This window comes from Bacillota bacterium LX-D (assembly GCA_031628995.1).
In the GTDB taxonomy this organism is placed as follows: domain Bacteria; phylum Bacillota; class DUOV01; order DUOV01; family Zhaonellaceae; genus JAVLUO01.
In genome coordinates, this window is sequence record JAVLUO010000002.1 from 132,953 (window position 1) to 148,063 (window position 15,111).

The 15,111-nt window shown below is 39.4% G+C and carries 11 protein-coding genes; 10 read left to right on the forward strand and 1 reads right to left on the reverse strand.

Annotated features, from left to right (window positions below; genetic code table 11):
- Positions 1–135 precede the first annotated feature (135 nt).
- The 7 genes from RDV78_03090 to addA all read left to right on the forward strand — a co-directional run bounded on the left by RDV78_03090 (position 136) and on the right by addA (position 12,077).
- Positions 136–1,140, forward strand: a complete 1,005-nt coding sequence (locus RDV78_03090) for an ABC transporter substrate-binding protein (GenBank protein ID MDS1029486.1) — start codon at positions 136–138, stop codon at positions 1,138–1,140.
- 20 nt (positions 1,141–1,160) lie between these two features.
- On the forward strand, positions 1,161–2,090 hold the full coding sequence (locus RDV78_03095) for an ABC transporter permease (protein ID MDS1029487.1): 930 nt from the start codon (positions 1,161–1,163) through the stop codon (positions 2,088–2,090).
- Complete coding sequence (locus RDV78_03100) at positions 2,056–2,850, forward strand: ABC transporter ATP-binding protein (protein MDS1029488.1); 795 nt, start codon at positions 2,056–2,058, stop codon at positions 2,848–2,850. Before RDV78_03095 ends, RDV78_03100 begins: the two co-directional genes overlap by 35 nt.
- A 180-nt stretch (positions 2,851–3,030) precedes the next feature.
- A complete protein-coding gene (locus RDV78_03105) occupies positions 3,031–3,468 on the forward strand; it encodes a CBS domain-containing protein (protein ID MDS1029489.1) in 438 nt (145 codons plus the stop codon).
- A gap of 83 nt (positions 3,469–3,551) precedes the next feature.
- The gene (locus tag RDV78_03110) at positions 3,552–4,772 is read left to right on the forward strand and encodes a malic enzyme-like NAD(P)-binding protein (GenBank protein MDS1029490.1); all 1,221 of its coding nucleotides are present in this window, start codon (positions 3,552–3,554) and stop codon (positions 4,770–4,772) included.
- Between the two features lie 185 nt (positions 4,773–4,957).
- Positions 4,958–8,398 (forward strand): helicase-exonuclease AddAB subunit AddB, encoded by a 3,441-nt coding sequence (gene addB / locus RDV78_03115; protein MDS1029491.1) that lies wholly within the window; start codon positions 4,958–4,960, stop codon positions 8,396–8,398.
- Complete coding sequence (gene addA, locus RDV78_03120) at positions 8,391–12,077, forward strand: helicase-exonuclease AddAB subunit AddA (GenBank protein ID MDS1029492.1); 3,687 nt, start codon at positions 8,391–8,393, stop codon at positions 12,075–12,077. Before addB ends, addA begins: the two co-directional genes overlap by 8 nt.
- 59 nt (positions 12,078–12,136) lie before the next feature.
- Here the strand turns inward: addA and RDV78_03125 are convergent, their stop codons facing one another.
- Positions 12,137–13,333, reverse strand: a complete 1,197-nt coding sequence (locus tag RDV78_03125) for a flavodoxin domain-containing protein (GenBank protein ID MDS1029493.1) — start codon at positions 13,331–13,333, stop codon at positions 12,137–12,139.
- Positions 13,334–13,676: 343 nt separating this feature from the next.
- On the opposite strand from RDV78_03125, the gene RDV78_03130 reads away from it, so the two are divergent.
- From RDV78_03130 to RDV78_03140, 3 genes are read left to right on the forward strand one after another with little or no spacing between them, the layout of a single operon-like run.
- Complete coding sequence (locus tag RDV78_03130) at positions 13,677–13,874, forward strand: CooT family nickel-binding protein (protein MDS1029494.1); 198 nt, start codon at positions 13,677–13,679, stop codon at positions 13,872–13,874.
- Positions 13,875–14,468, forward strand: a complete 594-nt coding sequence (locus RDV78_03135) for a YigZ family protein (protein ID MDS1029495.1) — start codon at positions 13,875–13,877, stop codon at positions 14,466–14,468.
- 12 nt (positions 14,469–14,480) lie between these two features.
- A complete protein-coding gene (locus RDV78_03140) occupies positions 14,481–15,110 on the forward strand; it encodes a DedA family protein (protein ID MDS1029496.1) in 630 nt (209 codons plus the stop codon).
- Position 15,111 lies beyond the last annotated feature (1 nt).

The window sequence follows — 15,111 nt, forward strand, 5'->3', positions numbered from 1 at the left end:
TAAGTATAAAATGGTAGAATTTTATTTAGCAAAGTAGGATGGCAGGAAGGCAGAAGATTGTTTATTGTGTCTTTAAACACCCATCCAGGGTGTTTTTTTATGTCTGCTTTTGCTGAAAATTTAAGGAGGAACAGAATGAAAAAGGTAATTAGCTTATTAGGTTTAATGGTCTTACTTGCAGTTGCCGCTTTTGGCTGTGGAGGGCAGAATACCCAAACAGATAAAAAAGCTACAGCCGGAGAAAATGGCCAAGTAGTTAAAGTAGGTATTATTCAAATTACTGAACACCCTGCATTAGATGCAGCCCGTCAAGGATTTATTGAGTCGTTGAAAGAAAAAGGTTATACTGAAGGGAAAAATTTAGAAATCGACTATCAAAATGCCCAAGGTGACCAATCTAACTTAAAAACTATTGCTCAAAAATTTGTTACAGACAAAAAAGATCTTATTTTAGCCATTGCAACTCCATCAGCTATTACTATGGCTGGAGAAACAGATCAAATCCCTATATTAATTACTGCTGTAACAGATCCTGTAGCTGCTAAATTAGTTAAAAGCAATGAAGAACCAGGCGGTAATATCACAGGAACTACAGATATGACACCAGTAAAAGAACAGTTAGAATTACTGCAAAAAATCGCCCCAAAGGTTAAAAAAGTTGGGGTACTTTACAATTCCAGTGAAATTAACTCCGAAATTCAGGCAGACATTGCCAGAAAAGCAGCTGCAACTTTAGGTTTACAAGTTACCGAAGCAACTGTTACAGGCAGTGCGGAAGTTCAGCAAATTGCTCAATCTTTAGCTCAAAAAGTAGATGCAATTTATGTTCCTACGGATAACGTTGTAGCATCTTCCATTGCCAGCGTTGTTTCCGTTGCTGAAGAAAAACATATCCCTTTAGTTGTAGGGGAAAAAGGAATGGTTGAAGGTGGAGCTTTAGCTACAGTTGGTATTGATTACTATAAACTGGGCCGCCAAACTGGAGACATGGCCGTGAGAGTATTAAAAGGTGAAGATCCTGCGAAAATGCCTATTGAAAAATTAAAAGATAGCAGTATTGTCATTAATAAAAAGGCTGCTAGGTCCATGGGAGTTACAATTCCTCAGGATATTTTGGCTAAAGCACAAGTGGTAGAATAAAAAGTGATAGGTGGACAGTTATGGATATAAGCATTTTTTTTGGAGCACTTGAACAAGGATTACTATGGTCCTTAATGGTACTAGGAGTTTATATAAGCTTTCGAGTTCTAGACTATGCCGATTTAACTGTTGACGGCAGTTTTGCCCTTGGAGCAGCCGTAGCCGCTAAAATTATCTTTAGCGGCTCTGACCCCTGGTTAGGTACTTTAATTGCCTTTTTAGCCGGAATACTGGCTGGAATTGTAACTGGAATTCTCCATACCCAGTTTAAAATAGCTCCTTTGTTATCAGGGATTCTAAGTATGATTGCTCTTTACTCAATAAACTTGCGCATTATGGGGCAAGCTAATATTTCCCTTTTGCGGATGGATACAATTATCACCAGCGCAGAAAACCTGGGAATTGACAGTAAACTAGCAGTGCTGATTCTTGGCTTAGCCTTTGCTGTCATTGTATCCCTGCTTTTATGGTGGTTTTTAAAGACAGAGATGGGATTTGCTATGCGCGCTACTGGTGACAATGCCCAGATGATTAGAAGCCTTGGAGTCAACACAAATTTAATGATTATCCTTGGTTTAGGTCTAAGCAATAGCTTAGTTGCCTTATCGGGAGCTTTAGTTGCCCAATACCAAAGCTTTGCCGACGTGGGCATGGGTATTGGAACAATTGTGGTGGGTTTGGCTTCAATTATTATTGGAGAAGTAATCTTTGGCACCACCAATTTATTAAGGAATATTTTAGCTGTAGTACTAGGTTCTATTGTATATCGCTTAGTTATAGCTATTGTGCTGCAACTTGGACTGCCTCCAACAGATTTAAGACTGTTGACAGCGTTGATTGTTACCATTGCTCTAGCATCACCAATTGTTACAAACAAAGTACAGAAGTTTTTCGATTTAAAAAGAGGTGCGGGAAATGCTTACCATTCAAAATGTTCACAAGATATTTAATGCAGGCAGTGTCAACGAAAAAGTTGCCTTAAATGGAGTAAACATCAACTTACAGTCGGGGGATTTTGTTACTGTTATTGGAGGCAACGGTGCTGGTAAATCAACTTTACTCAATGCCATAGCCGGCGGCTTTATGATTGATCAAGGCTCCATTAGCATTGGAGAAGCTAAAATCAGTTCTCAACCGGAACACAAGAGAGCTGCCTGTATAGGCAGAGTATTTCAAGACCCTATGTTAGGGACAGCTGCGTCCATGACTGTAGAAGAGAATTTAGCCATGGCTTACCGCAGAGGTAAGTCCAGAGGTTTAAAATGGGGAATTACTAAGGGAGAAAGGGCTTTATTTAAGGAACAGTTGACTCAGTTAGATTTAGGCTTAGAAAACCGTTTAAAAACCAAAGTGGGACTACTTTCTGGCGGTCAGCGCCAGGCATTAACCCTTTTAATGGCCACCTTAATTAAGCCGGAGCTTTTATTATTAGATGAACATACAGCTGCTTTAGATCCTAAAACAGCGCAAAAAGTATTGAACTTAACTGAAAAGCTTATTGATAAATATAAATTAACGACCATTATGATAACGCATAATATGAAGGATGCTTTACACTACGGCAATCGTATGATAATGATGCACGAGGGTAAAATTGTTTTAGACCTAGATGAGCAAACCAAGAAAAAAATGCAAGTGGAAGATTTATTAAAATTATTTGCAAGTACCAGCGGAAATTCCTTAGACAATGACCGTTTACTGCTGGCTTAAAATAATTGTAGAAAAGGCAATTGGCTAAAGTATTGCTGCCAATTGCTTTTTTATTTATTCTAAGCAAATATGTCTAAAAACAGGGTAAAGTATTATGTATAATTGCCAAAGACCTTCCTAAGATGCTGGTAAACTTCCAACTATAACTATATAATAATCTTGGGAGGGTGATAAAACTATATGAACATCGCCTTTTTTCTGTTGCCAAAAAAAGATGTTGTCTATTTAACATCAAAGTCAACTATTAGGCAAGCTTTAGAAAAAATGGAACATCATCGGTATACGGCTGTACCAATTATTGATCAGTGCGGAAAATATGTGGGTACTTTAACAGAGGGAGATCTCCTTTGGAAAATCAAAAATACACCTGATTTAACTTTTTCCAATGCCCACAAGCATACTTTAGCAGAAGTACCACGGAGGGTAACAAATAAAGCTGTATTTATTGACGCTGAAATGCTGGATTTGCTCGAATTAGCGGAAATGCAGAATTTTGTACCAGTAGTCGACGATTGTGGTATCTTTATTGGTATTGTACGGCGCAGAGAAATTATTGAATATTGTTCCCAATTATTAAATCTTAAGCAAGGAAGACAACTAAGCATCAGTAACGGATAGCTTAGAATAACTTACGAAATTTAAAATGGACACGGCACATGCCCTAGTTTAGGCTAGGGCATAAATTTACAAGGAGGAAAACTATGTCTTTAAGAGAAGAAGCATTACAATTGCATGTCAAGCATACAGGTAAGCTAAAAATAGAAAGCAAAGTTCCCGTAACTAATGGATATGAATTGAGTTTAGCATATACACCGGGAGTTGCAGAGCCTTGTAAAGAAATTGCAGCAGAGATTGATAAGGTTTATGACTATACCAATAAAGGCAATATGGTAGCCGTAGTCAGTAATGGTACTGCTGTTTTGGGACTGGGCAACATTGGACCTGAAGCTGCCCTGCCTGTTATGGAGGGAAAGGCAGTTTTATTTAAAACATTTGCTGGAATCGATGCTTTCCCAATTTGTATTCACAGCACCGATGTGGAAGAAGTAGTTGGTATTGTTAAAAATTTAGAACCTACTTTTGGCGGCATTAACCTGGAAGATATAGCTGCACCTAGCTGCTTTGAAATCGAAAGGCGTTTAAAGGAAGAATGCACAATACCAGTTTTTCACGATGACCAACATGGAACTGCCATTGTTGTAGCAGCAGCTATGCTTAACGCAGTTAAACTGGTAAAAAAGGATTTGAAGAAAATCAAGGTAGTTGTTAATGGAGCGGGATCAGCAGGTATTGCCATTACCAAATTACTAATGAAAATTGGCATTCAAAACCCTATCCTTTGTGATCGACAAGGTGCCTTGTATGAAGGCTGCCCAGGCTTAAATACTGCCCAAGGGGAAATGGTTAAAATTACCAACAGAGAAAAAATTCAAGGAACTTTAGCCGAAATTTTGCCCGGAGCAGATGTCTTCGTTGGTGTTTCTGCCGGAAATATCTTAAATGGGGAAATGGTTAAAACAATGGCATCCAACCCTGTGATTCTGGCAATGGCTAACCCAGTGCCGGAAATATTGCCTGACGAGGCCAAAAAAGCAGGAGCTAAAGTTATCGGAACAGGACGTTCTGATTTTCCAAATCAAGTCAATAATTCCCTAGCTTTTCCAGGGGTATTTCGGGGAGCTTTAGATGTTCGAGCTACGGATATCAACGAAGAAATGAAAATAGCTGCTGCCTACGCCATAGCTGGTCTAGTGGATGATCAGGATCTAAAAGAAGATTTCATTATGCCAGATCCTTTTGACCCTCGTATCGCACCAACTGTCGCAGCCAGCGTAGCCAAAGCAGCTATGGACAGCGGGGCAGCTAGAATAAAAGTAGACCCGGAGGAAGTTGCTGCCAAAGTTAAAAAACTAATTTCTTAGTTTGATTAAATAGGGGAATGACCCTTAAGAGGCAGAAGCAAGAGGAATATTATAATCTTGCCTCCTGCCTCTTTTTTCTGCCTCTCGTAAAAAAGTGTATCTTCTAACCTATTGGGGACATTCCTCTTCTGATATAATTGCTGCATAAGAGGTGTGTCCCCTAACCATATAAGGAAGGTGATATTTTGAGACTCCAGTTTATTTTAGGCCGTGCTGGAACGGGAAAAACACATATTTGTTTGGAAGAACTGCGTCAAGAACTGCGCACAAGGCCGGAAGGTTCTCCTTTGATTTTCCTAGTCCCTGAGCAGGCCACATTTCAAAGCGAAGTTATGCTGGCTAAGACTCCTGGTTTAGGAGGGATGATTCGGGCCCAAGTTTTTAGCTTTCATCGATTAGCATGGAAAGTTATGCAGGAAGTTGGAGGCTGTAGTCGTGTTCACCTTGACGAGTTAGGCAAAAGAATGGTTCTCCGCAGTCTAATCGAGGAAAGAAAAAATGACTTAAAAATATTCTATCATGCCGCAGATCAGCCTGGATTTGTTGATAGTTTAGCAGGTGCTTTGTCCGAATTAAAACTTTACTGCCAAACTCCCCAAACTCTTGACGCTGTATTAAACTCTGGAAATTTACAAGACCAAGGATTGTTAGAGGAAAAAATACATGATTTACGGGTACTTCTGGCAGCTCTAGAAGAATACTTAGCCCAGGGCTATCTTGACCCTGATGATTATTTATCTCTCTTAGCAGAAAAAATACATAAATCGGCTTTATTTTCAGGTGCTAAAATTTGGCTAGATGGTTTTACAGGTTTTACGCCTCAAGAGTATCGAGTTATTGAACAGTTGCTGCTTGCGGCAGAAAAAGTTAAAATAACTTTCTGTTTAGACGATTCTCAATTTACTCTGCAGTCTAAAGAAAAAATAGAAAAGTTAGCTAAAAAATCAGGAGTTGAAATTATTCCACCCTTAATACTTCCTAGCCAACCACTGCGATTTAACCAGGCGCCGGAACTAGCCCATGTGGAGAAATATTTTTTTTCCTACCCAATTAAGCCTTTAAGAGTAGAAGAAGATGTTCATAATATCCGCTTAATTGCAGCTGCCAATCGCCGAGGGGAAGTAGAAGGGGTAGCAAGGGAAATTCGCCGCATGTGCAGAGATGAAGGATATGCCTTAGGGGAAATAGCCTTAATCCTTCGAGATTTAGACCCTTACCAAGATTTAATCTTAACTGTTTTTGAAGATTATGAGCTGCCTGTTTTTATTGATCGCAAAAAACCTGTTAAATATCATCCTGTGGCTGAGCTGCTGCGCTCAGCTTTAGAGGTTGTAACGAGTAAATGGCAGCATGACCCAATTTTCAGGTATTTAAAAACTGATTTAATTCCCTTGTCGAGAGCGGAAATTGATGAGTTGGAAAATTATTGTTTGGCCTATGGCTTGCGAGGCAAAAAATGGTTTGATGGTAAACCTTGGCGTTACCGCCGCCGCTGCGCAGTTGATGAAGGGGAACAGCCCCTGTCCCTTCAAGAAGAAGAAAAACTGACTAGAATAAATAATAGTAAAAATAAGGCTGTTCGTGAACTGCTGCTCTTTGCAAAAAGGCTTAGTAAGGCCAAAACTGTACGTGAAATAACAGAGGCTTTATACTACCTTTTAGCCGATTTAAAGGTGCAGAGTGCCTTGGAAAAGTGGGCTCTAAAGGCAGAGGATCAAGGAAAACTGGAAAAATCTAAGGAACATACTCAGGTCTGGGGCAGTATTTTACAGCTTTTCGATCAAATGGTAGAAGCATTAGGGAGTCAGGAGCTTTCTTTGGAGGAATATGCCAAAATTTTAGAAATTGGCTTAGATAGTCTTAATTTAGGTTTAATTCCTCCTGGACTAGATCAAGTACTAGTAAACAGCATGGATCGGTCCCGCAATCCTCATCTCCGAGCAGCTTTTGTCTTAGGTTTAAACGACGGTGTCCTGCCGGCAAAAGTTAAAAATGATGGATTATTGAAAGATGGGGAAAGAGAGCACTTGGCAGCTAAGGGATTGGTTTTAGCTCCAGATAGCCGTCAGCGGCTTTTGGAGGAAAGATTTTTAATCTACACTGCTTTAACCAGAGCTAGCCAGCGTTTGTGGCTCAGCTACCCTCTGGCAGATGAAGAAGGAACTGCTTTACGTCCCTCTATTGTGATAGGACGAATCAAGGAACTGCTGCCCCAAGTAAAATTAGAAGAGTGCAGTTCGGAGCCTCGTGATTTAAATACTGATGCTTTCCAATATATTACTCATCCTCAGCGTACCTTAGCTATTCTGGCAGCTCAGCTGAGAGAAGCTAAGGCAGGGGAAACAATAAACTCCCTTTGGTGGGAAGTCTATAATTACTATGCCCAAAGCAGCCTTTGGCGGGAGAAAAGTCATCAGGTTTTGCGGAGCCTTTTTCATACCAATAATCAAAATAGGATTCCTCAAAAAAGCAGCAGTGCACTTTACGGAAACAAATTAAAAGGCAGCATTTCTCAGCTGGAGAAATTTTCCTCATGCCCCTTTGCTCATTTTTTAGCCTATGGCTTAAAACTAAAAGAGAGGGCAGTCCATAAACTTGCTGCCCCTGATTTAGGGCAAATTTTTCATGCGGCTTTAAAAAATTTTGTGGAGAAGGTTGACAATGATGCACTAGATTGGAGAAATTTAAGCCGGGAAGACTGTCGGCAAATAGTCCACCAAGTTATGGCAGAACTTGTGCCAAAGCTTCAAGATGAAATTCTCTTAAGCAGTGCTAAATATCGTCACTTAACTACTAAGTTGGAAAATACAATTTTACGGACTGCTTATGTTTTAGCTGAACATGCCAAAAGAGGTCAATTTAAGCCCTTTGGTTTGGAATTTGCCTTCCCGGGAGAAATGCTGCCGGCAGTTGTTTTTGAACTGGGAGAAGGCTGGGCCATGGAACTTTCCGGTCGGATTGACCGCATTGACTTAGCACAGCAGAACGGACAATGTTATTTAAGAATCATTGATTACAAATCTGGTTATTCCCAGCTCCATTTGGACGATATTTATTATGGATTAAAGCTGCAGCTTTTGGCTTATTTAGACATTATCTTAAGCAATTTAAAAATAGAGGAAGAAACAGACTTTTTGCCTGCCGGAATGTTTTATTTTAGCGTTCAGAACCCTCTTATCAGTACTTCAGGCCCTCTGCCGATTGAAAAGCTGGAAGAAATGCTGCTGAAGGAATTTAAGCTGAAAGGTTATGTTTTAGCTAAACCGGAAGTAATTAAGCTAATGGATGGCCTAATTAATCAGTATTCAGATTTAATTCCAGTTGGTTTAAGCCAGGATAATAACATTTATACAAATTCATCTATTCTTACCTTAGAGCAGTTTCAACTTCTGAGGGACCATCTGAAAGTTACTTTAAAACAATTTGGCCAAGAAATATTAGGGGGCAAAATCAAAATGGAGCCTTACCGCAAAGGCAATGTTTCTGCTTGCCAATTTTGCAGCTATAAAGCAGTTTGCCATTTTGATTTGCTTTTGGAGGATAATTCCTACCGTTTACTGAAATCGGCAGATAAAGAAGAAATTTGGTCAAAACTTACGGGAGAGGGGGAAGGTGAAAATGAGTGAGAGAAATTGGACAAAAGAACAGCTGGAAGCCATTTGCCATCGGGGAAGCAATTTACTAGTTGCTGCTGCCGCCGGTTCAGGGAAAACGGCTGTTCTGGTGGAAAGAATAATCCGCCTTATTAGCCAGGGACCTAAACCCTTAAACGTAGATAGTTTGCTGGTCGTTACTTTTACCAATGCAGCTGCTGCAGAAATGCGGGAGAGAATTGGACAAGCTATTGTGGTATCTTTAAATAAACATCCAGAGTCAGCTCACTTGGAAAAACAGCTGCTACTGTTAAACCGAGCTCACATTACAACCCTTCATTCCTTTTGCCTAGAGCTAGTGCGGCAGAATTTTTACCAGCTGGATTTGGAGCCAAATTTCCGAATTGCAGATGAAATAGAAGCTTCCTTACTGCGTTTAGAAGTATTAGAAGAAATAATGGAAAAATACTATGCTGAAGATGAGGATGGTCAATTTGCTCTGCTGGCTTCCTGCTACGGCGGGGAGCGGGGAGATGAAGGACTGCAAAGTATGGTTCTGAGTTTAGATGATTTTCTTAAGAGCTTGCCTTGGCCGGAAAAATGGCTGGAGCAAAATGTAAACTGCTTTAAAATCGACGAAAATATGGAATTTGATGAACTAATTTGGGTAAAAAGCATAAAAAAAGATATTACATTAAAACTTACCGAAGCACAAGGACTGTTGAAATCAGCATTAAAGCTGACGGTTAAACCCGGCGGGCCTGCTAATTACGAAGCCAGCCTGAAAGATGATTTAGTTTTAGTGGCAGAATTACAGTCTGCTGCGGCTTTAAAGTGGGGAAAAATGTATGAAGCTTTTTCTAGTGTAACTTTTAAAAGTTTAAAACGCTGCGGCAAAGATGTGGATGAGGGCTTAAAGGAACAGACTAAAAATTTACGCAATAAAGCCAAAAAAATTATTGAGGATTTAAGGAAGAACTTTTTTACCCGAGAACCCCAGTCCTTGTGTCAGGATTTAATTGACATTGAACCTTTACTCCAAACCTTAAAGCAAGTAGTCATAGATTTTCAAAATTTATATGGCCAAAAAAAACGGGAACGCCTGCTAGTGGACTTTAATGATTTGGAACATTATACTTTACAGCTTTTGCTGGACCCAACTTCGACAGTGGAAAACATTGTTCCCTCAAAGTTAGCTTTAGAACTTAGACAGCAATTTGCGGAAATACTTGTCGATGAATACCAGGATATTAACGGTGTCCAAGAAGCTATTCTACAGTTAATCTGCTGTCAGGAAGCAGAGTCGAATTTGTTTTTAGTAGGCGATGTTAAACAAAGCATCTACCGTTTTCGCCAGGCAGAGCCAGGGCTTTTTTTGCAAAAATATCATGAATTTATTTTACAAGAGAACTGCGCCCGGCGCATTGATTTAGCTAAAAATTTCCGCAGCCGTCGGGAAATAGTTGATGGCACAAACTTTATCTTTCGGCAAATTATGACGAAAGAAGTAGGGGAAATGGCCTATACATCAGAAGCTGAATTAGTTTATGGTGCCAACTACCCTGAACAGGAAGGGAATGGTTCACCCGGTGCCATTGAAGTCCATTTAATTGACCGCAAAAGTCCAGAGATTAGTACGAACTCGGAAGAAACCAGGCCAGATAACGAAGCAGAGGAATTAGACAGCATTCAGTTAGAAGCTAGGGCAGTAGGCAATAGGATTAAAGAAATGATTGGTAAACAGGAATTTGCTGTTTATGACCAAGGGCTTAAAGATTATCGCCCTTTAACTTATCGTGATATTGTAATTCTCCTGCGCTCCACCCAAAACAAAGCAAATATCTTCGCAGAAGAATTTCGTCAGCTGGGAATACCAGTTTATGCAGAACTTGGAACAGGCTATTTAGAGGCAGCAGAAGTAGCTACAGTATTGTCCTTGCTTAAAATCATTGATAATCCAAGACAGGATATTCCTTTAACAGCCGTACTCCGCTCCCCTATAGGTAACTTTACAGCTGAGGAGCTGGTAGAAATCCGGGTCAGTGCAAAAAATGAGGATTTTTTTACAGCAGTAGAGCTTAAGGCACAGGACACTGACCCCTTAGGTCTAAAATTGCACGATTTTTTGGCAAAGTTAGATCTTTGGAGGACTTTCGCACGGCAAAATACCCTGGCAGACTTAATTTGGAATATATACCGAACCACAAACTATTATGACTATGTAGGAGGAATGCCGGGAGGTGCTCAGCGTCAGGCTAATTTAAAAGCTTTATATGACCGGGCACTGCAATATGAAAAAACATCTTTTCGCGGCTTATTTCGTTTTTTGCGCTTTATTGAGCGGCTCCAGGAAAGAGGGAAAGATTTAGGAGCTGCCGGTGCTTTGGGAGAAAATGAAGATGTAGTCCGGATTATGAGTATTCATAAAAGTAAAGGCCTAGAATTTCCCGTAGTTATAGTTGCTAATTTAGGCAAGGAATTTAATCTGCAGGATTTAAACAAAGATCTGCTGCTTCATAAGGAATTAGGTTTTGGACCTGCTTTTGTTGACCCTCAGCTGCGGATTAAATACCCTACTTTAGCCAGACAATCTATTGCCGCTAGACTTAGAATGGAATTATTGGCCGAAGAACTGCGCATTTTCTATGTAGCCATGACTAGAGCAAAAGAAAAACTCCTTTTATTTGGTTCAGTTGCTGATTTAAGTAAAGCACTGGAAACTTGGAGCCAAGAAATACCGGCAGAAGGCTGGGCATTGCCTGAGGTTAAATTAGCTACTGCTAAAAAGTGCTTAGATTGGCTGGTGCCTGCCTTAATGAGACACTCTAATGGTGATGTTTTGCGCCAATTGGCAGCTTCTCAAGGTCCAATGACCCAGGAATGTAGTCAAGACCCATCCTGTTGGAAAATTGTTGTCTGGAATCGACAGGACTGTGGGGCTAGTGCAGTGCCAAGAACGCTAGACTCTAAATGGGAACAGATAAAAGATTTAAAACCTTTGGCTATAGACAATAAACATGGAGAGCAAATTGCCAGGTGCTTAGATTGGGTTTACCCCAAAGAGTATGCCAAAATCCCTGCTAAGCTTACGGTATCCGATTTAAAAGAACGCCTTGCTGCACAAAAGGCAGCTGCATTAGATGAGGAAAAAATAGTTTTCCAAGATAGGCCTAAATTTTTGCAGGAAAGCAAGAAACTAACTGGGGCAGAACGAGGGACAGCATTGCATTTACTCCTTCAGCATCTAAACAAAAGACTTCCCTTTGCAGAGGAAAAATTGCCAGAATTCTTAGCTGAATTGCAGATTAAGGAAATACTGACTAAAGAACAAGCAGCAGCATTAAACTGCCGGCAAATAGCAATGTTTTATGCTTCCCCCTTAGGGCAAAGATTACAAGCTGCCCCACAAGTCCAGGTAGAAGTACCATTTAGTTTAATGCTTCCTGGAGCAGAACTATATCCAGAACTGAAGGAAAGCAGCGAAACTATATTGCTGCAAGGAGTTATTGACTGCCTCTGGGAAGAAAATGGGGAAATAGTAATTGTAGATTACAAAACTGATTGGGTAGTTGAAGCAGAGCTGGACAAACTAGTCACCAAATATCGAATTCAGCTCAACGCTTACGCCAGAGCCGTGGAAACAATTTGGCGGAAAAAAGTCAAACAAAAGTACCTTTACTTTTTTGAACTAAACAAAGCAGTAGAAATTTAAAAAGAATGGGGACATCAGCGGTGTGTCCCCATTCCTTTATCCATCCATTCCTCTTTACTTTATTCCATTTCCCTAATCTTCTTCCCTAACTCCTGCCCTAAAGCATAGCACTTAGCCAATTCTTCGTCAGAAGGAGCCCACTTAATCTGCATATTTTCTGCTGCGATTTTAATTCCCCCAGCAGTCAAATACTCGGCAACAGATTTGACAGCTCCGCCTCCCCAGCCGTAAGAACCAAAAGCAACACCAATTTTATTTCTTGGCTTTAATGCTTTAACTTCTTCTAAGAAAGGCGCTAGCACCGGCAAAAAGCCATTATTTATTGTAGAAGAGCCCACTAGTAAAGCTTTAGCGTCCCAAACTTGGGTCATAATATCATTGGAATCACTAATAGATGCTTTATATAAGCGGACAGCTACATCTTGGCTGGCTAAGCCGCGTAAAATGGCTTTAGCCATTTTCTCTGTACTTTCCCACATAGTGTCGTAAACAATAATTGCTTTATTTTGGCTTTCCCCTTTAGCCCACTTTAAGTAAGCTTCAATAATTTTATTGGGGTTAGAGCGCCAAATAACACCATGGGAAGGTGCAATCATCTTAATTTTTAAATGCATTTTTTGGACTTCTTCTAATTTCTTAAGAACCAAAGGACTGAAAGGCCCTAAAATATTAGCATAGTATTTAGCTGCTTCTTCCATTAGTTCTCCTTCATTAACTTGATCGTCGAAGAGAGCAGAGGAAGCTAAATGCTGTCCAAAGGCATCGTTAGAAATTAACAGTTCATCTTGTTCTAAATAAGAGAACATGCTATCAGGCCAATGGAGCATAGGTGCTTCTAAAAACTTAATAGTTCTTTTTCCTAAAGCAAGTTCATCGCCGCTTTTGACAATATTAAAATCAGCAGTGACGTTATAAAGCTTAATTAAACCTTCCATTGCCTTTTGAGTACAGAAAATTTTAGCTTTGGGACAGAGTTTAAGCATTGTAGGGAAGGCTCCGGAGTGGTCAGGTTCAATATGATTGACTATTATGTAATCTATTTCGGCAGGATCCACTACAGCCTTAATATTGCTGATAAAATCCTCTGTAAATGGTTTATAGACAGTATCAAACAAGGCAATTTTCTCATCCATCACCAGGTAGGCGTTATAACTAGTTCCTTTATGAGCGCTTAATGTAGGTCCGTGGAAATAACGCAAATTCCAATCAACGGCTCCTACCCAGTAAATGTTCTCGAGAATTTGTACTGCTGGCAAAGAAATCACTCCCTAGTAGAAATTTAATATATCTTATGCATATTATACAAAACCATACTATACTTGTCTATTTTTGGATTTGGTAAATTTTCATGTGCTGTCAAGAATTACGTTTTAAAAATATTTTAAAAAAAGCAGGAACATCTAAAAATAGTGTAGAATAGAATCTAAAAATAGTGTAGAATAGAATATGTATGCCAAGAAGGCGGAAAAGATTGTTTAAAAGGTCATGAAGGCCTATAACTCAACGAGGGTTTATAGGTTTATTGTGACTTTTTTTATTTTGTAAAATGTTGACAAAAGACTATAATAATATTTAGAAATGTAAAAGGAGTTGTTTAAAATGTGTGAAGCTAATGCTTACCTAAAAAAAGGAGATACAGAAGAGCTGATTTTAGAACAAGTTGACGAAGTACAGCCTTTTGAAAAAGGCATCCTGCTGCGCAACATTTTTGGTGAGCAAAAAATTCTCAACGCAAAAATTAAATCTTTGGCTTTGGTTAACCATAAAATTATTCTTGAGGAAATACCCAAGGCCTAAATGTTGGACGAATATAAAACAGTAGCTAGGTCTGCCGTCGTTAAGGCAGTGATTAACAGGTCAGAATTTATTGCTCATGTTCAAGAAGTAGATTCTGAAAAGGAAGCTAAAAGTTTCATCGCTGATGTTAAAGAAAAGCATAAGCAGGCAACTCACAATTGTTCTGCCTATAGCATAGGGCTAGGAACAAAGGAAATTATTTTTTCTGACGACAACGGAGAGCCAAGCGGCACCGGAGGCAAACCTATTTTAGGAGCCATTAAATCCTCGGGGCTGACCAATTGTGTGGTAGTTGTCACTCGCTATTTCGGCGGCAAAAAACTAGGGGTCCGGGGATTAATTGATGCCTATGGAGGGGTGGCCAAGGATGCAATAGACCAGGCGGGTATAGTGACTAAAATTATTTCTGAACCTATTGCCTTCAATTGCAGTTATGCAGACTTCAATAATGTTCAGTATTATTTGCATAAATATGACGCGCAAATAATCGATTCTGACTATGGTGCAGATATAAAATTAAAGATTAAAATTAGGGCAAGTCTTGCCCAGGAACTGGCAGGAATTTTGGAGCAATTTGGTACTATAATTAAATAAAAACATGTCGGGGTGGGAAACATCATACAACTAATTGAGTTATTAAAAGAAATTGGCTATAGACTGGGAGAAATGGGCTACCTAGGTATTAGCATTGGAATGTTTTTAGAGAATACGGGAGTGCCCATTCCCAGCGAAATAATACTTCCTGCAGCGGGATATTTGGCTTTTAAAGGGAATGTAAGCTTTTGGGGTGTTGTTTTTGTAACAACCATAGCTTCCATTATTGGTTCAGTTTTTGCTTACTATATAGGTCTTTTTGGAGGCAGATCATTTGTTTTAAACTATGGAAAGTATTTTTTCCTTAGTAAAACAAAATTTTTAATCGCCGAAAGATGGTTTAATAAATACGGCAACAAAATCATCTTTTTTAGCAGATTATTACCTATTGTCAGAACCTTTATTTCGTTTCCCGCTGGAATTACCAAAATGTCTTTAAGTAAGTTTGTTAGCTATACTTTCTTAGGAGTTTTGCCTTGGAACATCTTATTTATTTACTTAGGCTATAAATTAGGCGAAAATTGGGATGCATTAATGGCTTTAACCCACGAAATTAAAATTATTTTAATAGCAGTATTTATTATAGTAGTCATAGGCATTCTCTTGTTTACTAAATTTAAAAAATCTTCTCCCAAAGCATAAG